Here is a 13,879-nt window from a genome sequence, read left to right on the forward strand (position 1 = left end):
AGAGGATTTGTATGCATAAGAAATTAGTTTTAGCGAGTCAATCACCAAGAAGACGAGAATTAGTAACGAAACTTGGGGTGGCTTTTAATGTTGTATCACCGACAAGTGATGAGACCCTTGATTCATCGCTTACTGTGGAAGAACAAATAGAAAGAATATCTGAAGAAAAAGCATTAAGTGTTTTTGAGAACTATCAAGATTGTGTTGTCCTAGGATCAGATACCGTAGTTGTGTTCAACGGAGAAGTTCTAGGGAAACCTAAAAATGAAGAAGACGCAAAAGATACTTTAATGAAATTATCTGGATCAAAACATGACGTCATTACAGGTGTCTGTCTTGTATCATCGGAATGCAAACGTGTATTCTCAGTTAAAACTGAAGTTGAATTCTTTGAACTAACAGAAGCAGAAATCGATGCTTATGTCGCAACCAAAGAACCTTTAGATAAAGCTGGCAGTTACAGTATACAAGGGTTTGGTTCTGTATTTGTGAAAGAAATTGTTGGTGACTTCTATTCTGTAATGGGTCTACCAATTTCTCGAGTAAATCAAGAATTAATCCACAACGAGTGGTAAAAAACGAAGCAATTCGTTTTTTTTTTATGCATTTTATATCAAAAATTATAAGTTTTGTTCCATATTTAACCTAAATTTCAATAACTTAAGGTATTGTAAGGAAGTAATAACTATTGGTAGCAAAACTATCATGCCTTTCAAATGAAGGAATAAAAGGTGCGTGGGGCATCTTTTATTTTAGATAAAATAGCGTATAAAACGTTATTTTTTTTCGCATTTGCTTATTTGTCTCAATATGTCATGATATACATAGAGAATGAAAGTAGAAGGTGTTATTGTGGGTTACGAAATAAAGGAATTAAATTATGAGGCGTTCATTCCCATCTACAACAATTTTATGGTCAATGATTTCCCAGATGATGAATTAAGATCATTACACAGTATAAAAAGAATGTTTAGAGATGGACGTTACTCTGTTTTAGTTATGGTTGAAGATGATGTACTTCTTGCTTACGCAAACTTTATCACTGATGAAGAAGGGCGCGTTGCGCTCCTTGATTACTATGCTGTGACGCAAGCCAGACGTGGTCAAGGGATTGGGACACTGTTCTTACAAAAAATACGAGAAACCCTTGATGTTGATGGATTATTGATCGAGAGTGAAAGACCCGATAAAGCTGAGAGCGAAGAAGATCGCATTATTCGCACAAAACGCATTGGTTTTTACGAACAAAATGACTCCGTAGTTACAGAATATACTTGGGAAGCCTATGGTGTTATCTATAATTTATTATATCTACCAATTGGTAAAGACGTTGAGAATGTAGATGTTGGATTCAAAATTAAAGAAATGTATGGATTTACCCTACCAAAATCATTATTAGAAAAGTACACAAAATTGTATATCGAATAAAAAAGAATCTCGAGATTATCGAGATTCTTTTTTATTTTCTTCGTATTTTATAAAGTGCTTTAGTAATGGGAATTGTAATCAGTGTGGATACAATAGCTTCTGGAATCCCATTAATGACTATTACGCTAAGCATTGCTTTAGTTACCGCTAAACCTTCAATACCCCGTGCCGAACCGTAGGCATCTTTAAAGAGCAAATAGATGAGTCCCATAACTAAAATAGTATTCGTCATTGAACCGATAAAACCGGCTAAACCAAGACGAATAGAGTCCTTTTTAATAAACTCACTCTTTACAATATAGTAAGGAACAATCCCAACCAAGATTCGAGGGAGTAGTGCAATGATTAAAGCAAACGGACTTCCAGACGTCGTTCCAATAACTGGCACAAGAGGTGAAAAGGCGAAAGATAATATAGATGGGCTGATTGTATTATTTATGATGGAGTTTATTCCAAAAATTATGCCTAATCCAGCGCCTGCTGTTGGTCCTAAGATAATCGAACCGATGATAACTGGGATGTGGACAATTGTAGCTTTGATAAAGCCAAGATGTATAAAACCAAGTGGCGTTACCGAAAGTAAGATAATAATTGCGGCAAATAGGGTAAAGAGTGTATAGTTTAAAGTTTTCTTTTTAGTTTTCATAAGTAAGTCCTTTTTGTGTCCACCATGTTAGGAGGCCTTGTAGTAATAAATCAGGTTGGAAATTCCACGAGCCATTACATAACGGTAAAATTGCTTTGGAATTACCACCCGTGACAACAAACGTTGTATTCGGATAGTCTTGAGATATGAGTTCACGATAGTTTTTTAAAACGGATGCGGTGCCAAACAGAGCACCAGATAATATATTTTGCTCTGTATCTAATCCTAAATAATGCGGTGTATCATTAAGATTAATGGTAGGTAGAAGTCCTGTTTTTTCTCCAAGGACACTTAAGCCAAGACGAACACCAGGCATAATGGCACCCCCTTTAAATTGATTGTCTGAGAGCACATTGACCGTTGTGGCAGTCCCTAAATCAAAAACTGCAATATTTCCTCCGTAAAGTTCTTTTGCGGCGTACAGAGCGATAATACGGTCCATTCCCAGCTTGCCGTAAGGGTAAAGAGAAAAGTCTATCTCAAAATCATCACCGTGATCTAATACTTTCGCATTTAACTTGAAATAAGAATCCATCGAACATTTAATTAATTGTGTCTTATCAGGCCTAACGGATGCGATAACACAAGCATCAATGTGTTCGTGTCGATTTTGAACTTCAAAATACTTTAAAAAATCATTTTGTGTTTGGTACGCATGAGTTGGGATTGTAAACTGATCAATCAATTCGTTATCCCCAAATCCAAATGCAGTATTGGTATTACCGATATTAATTACACAAATCATGCTGTAACTCCTTCTAAAGCCGAATCAACATACGCGAGTATTGTTTCAATTTCTGCGAGTGCGCCTTTACCATAATCTCCACATGCTAATAAGGAACTTCGTGGCTCAACCTCAATCCACCCTCGTTTCCGTAGGATGTCTAAATTATCGGTTGTTGCTTCATTTTCATACATATAAGTATTCATTGCGGGAGCAATAAGTCTAGGAATACCATGGACCGCCAATGTAGTTGTCGACAACATATCATCCGCAATGCCATGTGCAATTTTTGCGATGATGTTTGCAGTTGCAGGTGCTATCAGAAGCAAGTCTGCAGACTTAACTAAATCAATGTGCATGATTTTATTTGGATCATCTTCATTTAAGACATTATAATGAACAGGATTTTTAGTCAGTGATTGCAATGTAAGTGGGGTAATAAATGCTTGTGCAGAATGGGTCATAATCACATGAACCGTATAACCTCTTTTTGTGAGTTCATTGGCTAAATCAGCAGATTTATAAGCTGAAATACTACCACTGACACCTAATAGAATTGTTTTCATATCGACTCCTGACTCTTTTTATAGAGTATTTGTACAAGTGAAGAAGCAATCTCTTCCTTGGTATGCGCTTGGTGAATCAAACCTGTTTGATCAATAAAGTAAGCGATGTGTTCATTGTGGTGAATATCTTCTAAACGATTCGCCACGACAAGGTCGCTGCCTGCTTGGCTAATTTGAGAAAAGGCTGCGTTCTTTAGTGATTCTAAATTTGTATTGGATAATAATTTAAATCCGACTAGAAAGACATTTGGTTGTTTTGCTTTAAGTTGATTGATGACCTTAGGGGTTTGTTTCAAGGTTAAAACGAGATTTCTATTCGAAGAAGAAATCTTCGAACGTGTTGGTTCTTTTGAATCCAGTAACGCTTGTTTAATTTCCCCTTTAGACGGTTTAGATGTTTTCGCTAATAGCGTCTGAATGCTTGCGGTCATGGCTTCAAGTGAAGAGATTGTGTCAACCTCATAATCACTGATTGCCATTGCGTGAATCATGACATCAAAGGAAACAGAATCAAAAAGTAGTGTAAGAACTTTCGAAACGGAATCCACCGTATCGACCTCATACTGTCTACAGGCTAAACTCGGAAGAGCACTGCCTTTGGCGTAAACATAATAAACATTCGCACCGGCTTCAATAAAAGCATCTGCAATTTTACTCCCTAGACGACCTGTAGAAGTATTGGTGATGCGTCGTACTGTATCTATGGGTTCAGAAGTTCCTCCCGACGTGATACAAACGTTATAATTTGTTTTCATAAGAGACATCCTTTGCTAGAATCATTGCGCGCAGTTGTTTAAACTGCTCATCTACATTGGCTTCAGTAAGTCCCCCTAAAAGTGAATAGACACTTAAACCCTCGATCATAAACATCATATGATCACGGAGTGCATCAATATTAGGGTTCACGACATAGTTCTGTTTAACACCTAGAGATAACATCTCTTCAAGTGTATTTCGAATATTATCAACCTGAGCTTCTCTAAAAGCAAAATCCGCTTCCGATTTATGAGTGAAATGATATTCGTACATTGCTCGCAACAAACTCTCGCTCATATTAAGCAGTCGCTTCTTTTGTGTTAAGAAATAAGCATCCAACAATTCCAAAAAATCAACATTCTGATGGACTGAATCACGTATGCCTTCAAATTTACGACGCTCTCGTGACAAGACGACGTCTTTAAAAATTTCTTCTATGGAGCTGAAATATAGGTATATTCCCCCACGACTAATCTCACATTCCTCGATAATATCTTTCATCGTAACACCGGCATACCCCTTACGACAGAAGACAAGACGTGCTTTTTCGAGAATAAGTTCATATTTAGCTTTACGCATGGCTTCATTTGAAACACGAGTCATTGAAACACCTCACTTAATGACACTTGTGTCATTTTTCTAAATTTATTTTATGACACAGATGTCATTAAGTCAAGTGTAAATAAAAAAGCCATTAAAATGGCTTGGTATCACAACACATTGTAATGACGTGATCGGCTTCATCAATAATCTTGAAACCAAGGTTTTGAAACAACTTTAATGAAAAGGTGTTGTGGTTTCTTACTTGCGCATAAATTTGTGGGATTCCTAATACCGTAGCGCGAAACAACAAACCTTCCACCGCGGCAGTTCCAATATGTTGGTTTTGATATCTCGGATCAACAATAATTTTAATTTGATTTCGTATCAGTGCCACACTACCACATTGGTGAAACGTATCACCGTTAAGAATTTCTATATAGTAGAGTTCACCATTCTCAGCAAGATTCGCATAATACGACTCGACCTCTTGATCAGAAAAGATCATCCGATCTCCGCGAAGAGCAAACATCAAATCCTCATTTTCCATCCATGATCGCGCTTCATCCGATAAGACATCAAATTTCACAAGATGTAAGGTTTCTGATAAGTGTATAAAAGCAGGTTGATTTTTTGTATTCATATTTACCCCTCCTTTAAAACAGTCTAACATGTGCTAGGCAGGCACTTAGTGAATGTTTATGGAAAATTCAAATGCGCGTGTGTCTTTACATAAAGGAGCAGGTATTGTATATTTGTTGTACTTTAAAGGAGGATACGATGAATACAATTATAGGACTTGGTATTGTACTTGAAGCCTCAGATAAAACAATTGGACAAATTGAAAATATCCTGGATCTCGTGGACAGTTATAAAACGAAAATGGAAATAACACACCCCAAAGACGGTGATTATCATGATTGGATTACTGAAACTGTGGATGGAAATATCTATACAACAATCGAAAAACTTGCTTACCGAACATCTTACGCTGATATCGAATTTAAGATTGGAAACAAGGATGTGGAAACACGCATGAGTATCACCAATGAAACGGATGCATTGGTCGTAAAATTTGATATTGTGGAAGAACATCTGCTACCTGAAAAGAGTGTAGAACATTTAGAATCAGCAACTCAATTAATGACTAAAGTTTTTGAGATTATTGATCGTAATGTGGAGTACGAGTACTTATTCTGTGACAATGAAGCAGAATATCTCTATTCAAAAGAACGCTTACTCGAAGTAGGTCATCAACCCTATGCACTTTTCAAAATGAATGACCGCAATACAGTCTATGCACAATGGTACCTTGATGGTTTTACCTTAAGAGGCGCTCATTAAAAATTAAAAACAGGTCTATTGACTTGTTTTTTTTATGTTCATCTGATTAAAGTGAGCATAATCTGTTTAAGATATTATTTTAAATCAAAAAAGACCACACCAACCCAAACATTCATAAAACGAGGATGTACCATAAACTAGTGCTCAAAACTCTTATAAATACGCGTATGGTTTCATAACAGTTTATTGAACCCTTGAATCCTGACTCTATCAAGGTGGACAAGAAAAGGGCAGTATTTAAGGTGTAAAAGAAGTATGCTTAGTACTGTTTAGGAGGAGATGTCCATGAAAGAGACTAAAAAAATTAAAAGAAGAATTTTTCTAAGTGTTTTTGTATTAATCGTTGCATGCGCATGTCTATATTATTTAGTTACATTTGAAGCGGGTGCGAGTTCTCAAGAATTTCCATTTGAGAGTGGAAAGTATAGTGTAGGAACAGATTTAGACCCAGGAGAATACATGCTTCTTACAGATCAAGAAGGTTATTTTGAAATAAAAAATCAAAATTCGACACAAATTAAAAGTAATGACAATTTTAGAGGGAACTCAATTATCACTTTAAATGAGAATGAAATGATTGAGGTATCAAGAGCACTTATTTATCCTTACGAAGCATCGCCAGAACTTAAGCCTCAAGCAGATGGCATGTATAAGATTGGGGAGCACTTAGAAGCGGGAACGTATAAATTGAAAACAGAGTTAAGTGGTTATTATGAAATCACAACATCATCCAACCACAATGTCGATGATATTCTCGAGAATAATAACTTTACGGATACAATTACGATTTATGTGAAGGATGGAGAGTATTTGAAGCTTAATTCAGCGTCGATTCTTGAACGACCATTTTAATAAAGGGATATAAAAATAAAAAGCACGAATTGGTCAATGAATAACCAATACGTGCTTTCTTTTTAATATTAATGGTGCCGCCACCGAGAATCGAACTCGGAACTGAGCATTACCATTGCTCTATTTTACCATTGAACTATGGCGGCATTGCATTACTATAATACTCAATGTTATTCAAAAAATCAAATACTATTTCAAATAAACAGCAAGTAAAAATAATTTAGTTAAGAATAACCATTATTTAGTAATGCTTTACTAATTTTTAGAAGTAACTTTTACTGATGAAAGCGGTATAACTGTGGTACAATGTTAAAAAATAGGAGGCAAGTATGAAGGATTTAACTTTAGTAATATTAGCTGCCGGAATGGGAAGCCGTTACGGTGGATTAAAACAAATTGACAAATTCGGAAAAAATGGCGAGGCAATCATCGACTTTTCAATCTATGATGCAATTCAAGCAGGATTTAATAAACTTGTATTAATTATTCGTGAGGAACATGAAGCAATTTTTGAAGCAGAACTTGTTGGTAAGATTAGACCATTTATTAATGTGGAATATGCTTTCCAAAGTACAAGTGATGTTCCAGCGTGGTTTGAAGGGGTTGAAGGCCGTGAAAAACCTTGGGGAACAACACATGCGCTGCTTGCTGCACGTAACCATGTATCGGGACCTTTTATGATTATCAATGCAGATGACTATTACGGAAAAGCTGCTTTTGTAGAAATGGCACGTTTCTTAAATGAAGATGTTACAGATCAACAGGCTGCAATGATGGGATACATTGTGGACAATACAATCACAGACAACGGTACAGTAACACGTGGTGTATGTAAGAATGTTGATGGTTTCTTAACAGATATTGTGGAAACAGATGGTATTAAGCGTACAGATAAAGGTGTTGTCGGAGGACCTGATGAAACTTTGATTGCTGATGGAACACAAGTTTCAATGAACTTCTGGGGCTTTACACCTGCAATCTTTGATTTAATGGAATCAAAATTCGAAACATTCTTAAAAGAAGATGTTGCGAAGAACCCTATGAAATCAGAAGCACTTCTACCGAATGATGTGGGATCTTTAATCAATGACGGTAAATTATCCGTTAAAATCTTAGATACTCCAGATCGCTGGTTTGGTGTTACATATCAAGAAGATAAACCAATGGTTCTTGCACAGTTTGCGAAGTTCCAAGAAGATGGTACATACCCAGAAAAACTTTGGGATAAAGCGTAAAATTAAGCTTTAGTTTAAAATTTATCATCTTGTGTGAATTGCGAAATAAAAAAAGAGTGAAGCATTATCGTCTGAAGATTATTCAGATGGTAATGCTTTTTTTTATTCTAATGGTGTTGGTGTTTAAAGCCATGAGGTAGGCGTATTACTTTAGAGCGTATAATCTGGTCCGAATACTATGTCTACAACCACAAATAGAAAACCTCCTGTTCGATAAGTATTGATAAATACTCCGTTTCAAGAGGTTGTTTCATATAGTTTAAAAAATCTAACGTTCATTGTAAATAACATCCATAAAGAAAAGATTCAATAAAATCAAAATCTATTTAGTATTCTTGTTTCGTTTTATTCTCTTCGTATTGTATAAGAGAACACCGGCACTTAAAAGGAGTAGTCCCAAAAATTTTTGTTTATTTGTGACTCCTGCATTTGGTAATGTGTCAACAGGTGTTTTTTTCACATCCGATTCAGTGTTTGTTTTTGAAACTATTTCGACACTATTTACAATTGTTTCAACTGGATTAAGTGTAGGTTTTACAAGCTTTTCAATATGAGGTGGTTTCGTAACTCCACTTTCGGGAGTCGGACGAATGTTGATTACCTCAGGTGTGATTGCGATATCATCATTAACAGGTGTGTTTGAAACTGTAATCTCTTTAATGTTTTTCGAATAGACATATGTGATTTCCTGTTGGATGTCACTAAAGACGCCATCCGGTTCTCCATGTATGTGTTTGAAGGTGTACTCGGGGATCTCTTCTTTTTCGGTTGTAAAGGATTCTCCAATGTTACCAGAGAGTGTTTTCTGCGGATGAAGATGGTTGTTGTCTTCGTCAATATAGTTTACATAAATATCTGCGCCTTTCGAAGGTTCGATTTCTTTTTCGTAGGTTGCTCTAAATACAGTGGACATGTAAAAATCACTAAATGTCCAACTTCCACTCCGTGTTAACCCCATAAAGCTAGCCATATGGAAATGTGTATCTGAGTTACTTAATAAATCCCCTAATGTGATTTCTAGAACAGTGTCACCTACATTTACTTTATAATGAATATTTGTTAATGCTTGTGCCTCTTCCTCTGTCTTAACAATTATTTGTTTGTAATTATCATTGTTAGGAGGGAAATTAATGGCTTCGATTGCTCCCTTATTGTTTTGGGGATAGTCACGAGGCACGATATAATACTCGTTATTATTTTTTTTATCAAGCCATCTTACACCGTTATCATATTCATATTCTCGGGTTTTTTTGTTATCTGAAAAGCTAGTGATATAAACTTTAAAGTCCATCAAGTCATAATCTGCTGTTGTGAAAAGTAGTTGATAGTTGAGAAATGAAAGACCTGAATATCCACCAGTGTAATCTAACACATCTCCGATTCTATTTTCAGCCCTTCCCATTTTTCCACTTAAAAGGTTATTCCATTCTTCAGTTTCTGTAGAATAAACGGTAATTGTCTCTTTCTCAGGTTCTTGAGCAGCTATAGTTTTATTTGTGCCCACAAACACTAAAATAAACATCAAACTTATTGATATTATTTTTTTAAACATATAATTCCTCCTCTTTCTTAGACTTAAGGTATAAAAATTGTATCGGCTCAATGTGAACTTAGGATGTTTGCAGGCTATTGTTATAGGTACAACTATTAATTACTCGAATAAATAATATTCTATTTCTATGAATGATCTAAGTGATAATGCCTAAATTAGGAAAAAACAACCTTAAATCAGGGAATTAGTTAATGAGGCAATTTCTAATCGTTTATAGTAATAGAGAAAAATAATGAAATACCGTATCATGATGATATCTTAATGAAAGTAGGTTAATGTTATGTATGAATCAAATTTTCAATTTTATCCACTAATAATGGATGAAAAACCACACAGTGTTCGTGTGGATCTTAATGCACTTGTTTTCGAGGAAGGGTATCCCCACCTCTATGTCGTTAGAAAGCCGTATAAGGGGCGAGACAATGGATTTCCGACGGAACTAGCTTTTGATGCCTTGAATACGTTTGAGGTCGCTATAACCGATCTCTTAAGTCCTATGGATGTTCAGCTTATCGGTGCTATAACTGGAAATGATGTTTGTGACTATTTCTTTGTCTCTAAAGATTGTATTGCGCTTGAGTCTATCCTCAAAGAACACTTCCCCGAAGAAGTCATCGGGGTCATTGTTCGCGAACACGATGATTTTGAAATCTACAAAAGTTTACTTTACCCAAATGAATTTCAAATCGCAATCATCTACAATCAAAATCTTTGTATGAACCTAGAGAACGAGGGTGAACGCTTTGAAGTAGAACGTGATGTAGAGGTATTAACAGTTTTTGAACGTCTTGAAGATGCCCAACAATTTGGTCAACACTTTGAACAATTTGCGGATAGCTTTACCCTTGAACCACGGGAAGATGGCATGATTCAAACACGTATGATCGCTTCGATTGTACCAACATTACCCACAATGAATGGCATCTCACAACACATCGTAACCCTGACCAATCAATATAACGGATATTACGAAGGTTGGAAGTGTAGCGTCCATAAATAAAAAAGGATTGAGTCGGCACAATACCGATTTCAATCCTTTTTTCCTAAATTCAAATCTCAACCGCACCACCCAAGGTGCGGTTGTTTTTGTATAATAAAAGGAGCCCACCCGACTAAAAGGAGCTCCCATATGAAGTATAAACAATTAGATAAAAAAATGAAAGACCAAATTGATATTCTATTAAGCATCGGCTACTCTATGCGCAAGGCAGCACGTAAACTCAATATATCTCATTCTACGATTTCTAGATATAAAAATAATGTCTATAAGAAACGAACGATTGATATTCGAGAAAAATATTCCCACCTAATCGAATATCTGCATTCTCACTATGATCCTAAAGTTCATTCGGTAGAAGTATGCTTGAGTAACTATAAACGATATCATCCATATAAACCGTGTGTTTCATCGCAGCAAGTCTATAACTGGATTAATCAAGGTAAACTTGATATAAAACCAAATAGAATGTGCTATAAACGTCGAAAACGTAAAAAGAGAATTAGTGGAATGATGAATCACTTGAGATGGAACTTGGAAGAGAAAACAGTACTTCCAATTAGCCTTAGACCTAAATACATTGAGAAACGTAACGAGATTGGCCATCTCGAAATCGACTCTATAATCGGTAAGAAACATGAATCTGCAGCGATTATATCCATTGTAGACCGCTGCTCAAGAATGACCTGGCTTATTAAAGCAGAATATCGATATGACTATTACACATCAAACTTAATTCGAAAATTTATTGAAGAGAATAATATAACCACGAAATCGATAACAGTAGATAATGGACTTGAATTTAAAACATTAGGAATTACAGCCAAGCGGTTGGGTGTGAAACTATATAAGTGTGATCCATACTGTTCTTTTCAACGTGGAACCAATGAACGAGCGAATGCAATAGTAAGAAGGTTTATACCAAAAGGTAAATCAATGTATGATATAGCGCAACAATATCTTGATGATATTTGCTTCAAAATTAACTCAATGCCGCGAAAAATATTTGACTTCAAAACGGCCTATGAGATAGACTTTAATAAAAGTAAAAGTGGTGCGGTTGAGATTTGATAAAAGAAAAAAGGATTGAGTCGGCACAATACCGATTTCAATCCTTTTTTATATATTTTAAAGACTAAGCTTGATCTTTGATTGCTTGTTCTTTAAGAATTAACTTACGGTTCCAAACCATAAGAACCGCTGAGATAGCACCGGCAATAGCAACACCGACCCATTTATATTCAACAAGTTTTACCATCATAAATGGTAACCATGAACTACCGTAATCAATACTTGAAATCAATGCAGAACCACCTGGGATTGCAAAGTTGGCTGCTTTCGCAGCTTCAGTAAAGATTGGCGCAATGTTTGTACCGATTAAAAGACCGATGGATACGGTAAAGATTCCAACGATTAGAGTACGGAAGAAGTCTCCACCACAAAGCGGTGCAATTAAAACAAACATAAATGGTAAACCTGCAAGACTTGCGAAAGGTAAGAATTGATTACCTGGAATAATAAAGGCAAGAATAATTGTAATAGGAACCATTACAAGTGAAATTGTAAGGGTAACAGGGTTACCAACACCAACTGCTGAATCAAGTCCAATAAGAAGATTTGAGTTTTCGCCATATTTCTTTTGAATTTTAGCTTGAACTGCTTCACTGATAGGCATTAAACCTTCCATAAGAATTGCAGACATTTTTGGTGTTAAGACAAGAACTGCGGCCATAACGATTGCAAGGTTTGTAATGCCTTTGAAATCATAACCAGCAACAAGACCTAATAAAATCCCAACAAATGTACCAAGAATTGCTGGATCACCAAACATACCAAATTTTTTCTGGAATGCTTTTTCATCAAGCTTAATTTTATTAATACCAGGAATCTTATCGATAATTGCATTTAAAACATAAGCGATTGGTGCAAAAGATGCGGTAAATGCATGCGGAATTGAAATACCAGGTAAACCAAGTTGTTTTTCAACAAGCGGAGCGGTACGGTCTCCAATAACCATAATTATCACCATATTAAATGCTGCCATTAAAAGACTAACAATTAAATCATTGGTAATCATAAATACAAGAGAACCTGTAAAGGCAAAATGCCAGAAGTTCCAAATATCAACGTTAACCGTTTTTGTTGTTTTGGTAGATAACATAATAATGTTAACCAGAATTCCAACAGGAATAATTAATACCCCAACAGCTGAACCAAATGCGATAGCACTTGCAGCCGGCCAACCAACATCAAGAACTGTTAAGTTAAGACCGAAATTCGCAACCATTTGCTTTGCAGCTGGTTCCAAGTTTTTTGTTAGTAATTCAATAACGATATTCAATCCAATAAAACCAATACCGACCATTAATCCTGATTTGAATGCTTTACTAAATTTAACTCCAAGCGCTAAGGCAAAGAGGGTAAAGATGATTGGCATCATTACGGCAGGACCAAGATCAACAATAAAATTTAAAATTGACATGACTATGCTACTCCTTTAGTTAAAATATCTAAAATTTCTGTGTTCGTTTTTCCTTGTAATAATTGATTTAAGAAATCATCATCCGAGAATGTACCCATAAGTTTACTTAAAATTTGAACTTGTTCCTCTTTGTTTTTCACAAGTAAGAAAAAGAATAGTTTTACTTCAAGATCATTATCGGTGACCATTTCTTTATATGAAATCGGTTGTGATACACGTACAAATGCAATACCTGGTTTATGAATGTAACTTGAATCTACATGAGGAATTGCGACGCTGCATACAGGTGCTGCGAGTCCAGTAGGATAAGTTGCTTCACGTTCCTTAAGAGCATTTAAATACGCTTCATTAACATATCCAAGATCTAAGAGATGTTGATTCATGACATCAAACAACTCATCTTGAGATGATACTTCTAAATCTAAAAATACTAAATCTTCATTAAACACTGTAATCACCACGTTTTCTATAAGCCAAGGATTTCAATTACGTTATCGATTGTTGCTTGAGCGCCCATGCCTGTTAAGAGGGATAGACCTGATACAACGGGAATACCATAACCTTCTCCACCTTGAGCTGTAGTTACAATCACATCTTGATCGGATGCGATGGATGGTAATTCAGCAAGAGAAGTTTGAATAAATTTAACTTGATCAAGGAGGCCTTTTGCTTCAAGTCCTGCTTTAAGTTTTGATGTGGCAACAGTGCTTGTTGCGATCCCTGATCCACATGCTACAATAATAGTTTTCATAAAATA

At 35.8% G+C, this 13,879-nt stretch carries 17 protein-coding genes and 1 tRNA gene; 7 read left to right on the plus strand and 11 right to left on the minus strand.

Annotation, left to right across the window (positions count from 1 at the left end; genetic code table 11):
* Window positions 1-11 precede the first annotated feature (11 nt).
* Together NMG63_RS00680 and NMG63_RS00685 are read left to right on the plus strand one after the other, a co-directional pair.
* On the plus strand, window positions 12-575 hold the full coding sequence (locus NMG63_RS00680) for a Maf family protein (RefSeq protein ID WP_254007129.1): 564 nt from the start codon (window positions 12-14) through the stop codon (window positions 573-575).
* A gap of 277 nt (window positions 576-852) precedes the next feature.
* Window positions 853-1,428: a GNAT family N-acetyltransferase gene (locus NMG63_RS00685; protein ID WP_254007130.1), complete on the plus strand. Its 576-nt coding sequence runs from the start codon at window positions 853-855 to the stop codon at window positions 1,426-1,428.
* Window positions 1,429-1,459: 31 nt separating this feature from the next.
* Here the strand turns inward: NMG63_RS00685 and NMG63_RS00690 are convergent, their stop codons facing one another.
* From NMG63_RS00690 to NMG63_RS00715, 6 genes are all read right to left on the minus strand, one after another.
* Window positions 1,460-2,074 (minus strand): ECF transporter S component, encoded by a 615-nt coding sequence (locus tag NMG63_RS00690; RefSeq protein ID WP_254007131.1) that lies wholly within the window; start codon window positions 2,072-2,074, stop codon window positions 1,460-1,462.
* Window positions 2,064-2,819, minus strand: a complete 756-nt coding sequence (locus NMG63_RS00695) for a type III pantothenate kinase (RefSeq protein ID WP_254007132.1) — start codon at window positions 2,817-2,819, stop codon at window positions 2,064-2,066. Before NMG63_RS00695 ends, NMG63_RS00690 begins: the two co-directional genes overlap by 11 nt.
* A complete protein-coding gene (locus NMG63_RS00700; protein WP_254007133.1) occupies window positions 2,816-3,364 on the minus strand; it encodes a flavoprotein in 549 nt (182 codons plus the stop codon). Before NMG63_RS00700 ends, NMG63_RS00695 begins: the two co-directional genes overlap by 4 nt.
* Window positions 3,361-4,119 carry a phosphopantothenoylcysteine decarboxylase domain-containing protein gene (locus NMG63_RS00705; protein WP_254007134.1) on the minus strand — a complete coding sequence of 253 codons (759 nt, stop codon included), beginning with the start codon at window positions 4,117-4,119 and terminating at the stop codon, window positions 3,361-3,363. Before NMG63_RS00705 ends, NMG63_RS00700 begins: the two co-directional genes overlap by 4 nt.
* Window positions 4,103-4,723 (minus strand): TetR/AcrR family transcriptional regulator, encoded by a 621-nt coding sequence (locus NMG63_RS00710; protein WP_013852469.1) that lies wholly within the window; start codon window positions 4,721-4,723, stop codon window positions 4,103-4,105. The genes NMG63_RS00705 and NMG63_RS00710 overlap by 17 nt, the downstream gene beginning before the upstream one ends.
* 91 nt (window positions 4,724-4,814) lie before the next feature.
* Window positions 4,815-5,303: a GNAT family N-acetyltransferase gene (locus tag NMG63_RS00715; protein ID WP_254007135.1), complete on the minus strand. Its 489-nt coding sequence runs from the start codon at window positions 5,301-5,303 to the stop codon at window positions 4,815-4,817.
* A gap of 137 nt (window positions 5,304-5,440) precedes the next feature.
* On the opposite strand from NMG63_RS00715, the gene NMG63_RS00720 reads away from it, so the two are divergent.
* Both NMG63_RS00720 and NMG63_RS00725 read left to right on the plus strand, forming a co-directional pair.
* Window positions 5,441-6,004, plus strand: coding sequence for an Imm64 family immunity protein (locus tag NMG63_RS00720; RefSeq protein WP_013852471.1), 564 nt, complete (start codon window positions 5,441-5,443; stop codon window positions 6,002-6,004).
* Between the two features lie 285 nt (window positions 6,005-6,289).
* A complete protein-coding gene (locus NMG63_RS00725) occupies window positions 6,290-6,856 on the plus strand; it encodes an Rv1352/Rv1906c domain-containing protein (RefSeq protein WP_013852472.1) in 567 nt (188 codons plus the stop codon).
* Window positions 6,857-6,928: 72 nt separating this feature from the next.
* On the opposite strand, the gene NMG63_RS00730 is transcribed toward NMG63_RS00725, so the two are convergent.
* Window positions 6,929-7,002, minus strand: a tRNA-Thr gene (locus tag NMG63_RS00730).
* Between the two features lie 183 nt (window positions 7,003-7,185).
* Here NMG63_RS00730 and NMG63_RS00735 point away from each other — a divergent pair.
* Entirely contained in the window at window positions 7,186-8,091 is a 906-nt protein-coding gene (locus tag NMG63_RS00735) for a nucleotidyltransferase family protein (protein ID WP_254007136.1), read from the plus strand.
* 322 nt (window positions 8,092-8,413) lie between these two features.
* On the opposite strand, the gene NMG63_RS00740 is transcribed toward NMG63_RS00735, so the two are convergent.
* Window positions 8,414-9,643, minus strand: a complete 1,230-nt coding sequence (locus tag NMG63_RS00740; RefSeq protein ID WP_254007137.1) for a MucBP domain-containing protein — start codon at window positions 9,641-9,643, stop codon at window positions 8,414-8,416.
* Window positions 9,644-9,923: 280 nt separating this feature from the next.
* On the opposite strand from NMG63_RS00740, the gene NMG63_RS00745 reads away from it, so the two are divergent.
* Together NMG63_RS00745 and NMG63_RS00750 are read left to right on the plus strand one after the other, a co-directional pair.
* The gene (locus NMG63_RS00745) at window positions 9,924-10,643 is read left to right on the plus strand and encodes a DUF695 domain-containing protein (protein WP_254007138.1); all 720 of its coding nucleotides are present in this window, start codon (window positions 9,924-9,926) and stop codon (window positions 10,641-10,643) included.
* Window positions 10,644-10,772: 129 nt separating this feature from the next.
* Window positions 10,773-11,711, plus strand: a complete 939-nt coding sequence (locus tag NMG63_RS00750) for an IS30 family transposase (RefSeq protein ID WP_254006434.1) — start codon at window positions 10,773-10,775, stop codon at window positions 11,709-11,711.
* A gap of 64 nt (window positions 11,712-11,775) precedes the next feature.
* On the opposite strand, the gene NMG63_RS00755 is transcribed toward NMG63_RS00750, so the two are convergent.
* Genes NMG63_RS00755 through NMG63_RS00765 form a run of 3 tightly spaced genes read right to left on the minus strand, consistent with a single transcriptional unit; the run spans window position 11,776 to window position 13,873 of the window.
* A complete protein-coding gene (locus NMG63_RS00755) occupies window positions 11,776-13,122 on the minus strand; it encodes a PTS galactitol transporter subunit IIC (RefSeq protein ID WP_003775883.1) in 1,347 nt (448 codons plus the stop codon).
* A 2-nt stretch (window positions 13,123-13,124) separates the two neighbouring features.
* Window positions 13,125-13,571 (minus strand): PTS sugar transporter subunit IIA, encoded by a 447-nt coding sequence (locus NMG63_RS00760; RefSeq protein WP_254007139.1) that lies wholly within the window; start codon window positions 13,569-13,571, stop codon window positions 13,125-13,127.
* Between the two features lie 17 nt (window positions 13,572-13,588).
* Window positions 13,589-13,873 (minus strand): PTS sugar transporter subunit IIB, encoded by a 285-nt coding sequence (locus NMG63_RS00765; protein ID WP_013852477.1) that lies wholly within the window; start codon window positions 13,871-13,873, stop codon window positions 13,589-13,591.
* Window positions 13,874-13,879: the final 6 nt, after the last annotated feature.

The organism is Erysipelothrix amsterdamensis, assembly GCF_940143175.1.
Lineage (GTDB): Bacteria > Bacillota_I > Bacilli_A > Erysipelotrichales > Erysipelotrichaceae > Erysipelothrix > Erysipelothrix amsterdamensis.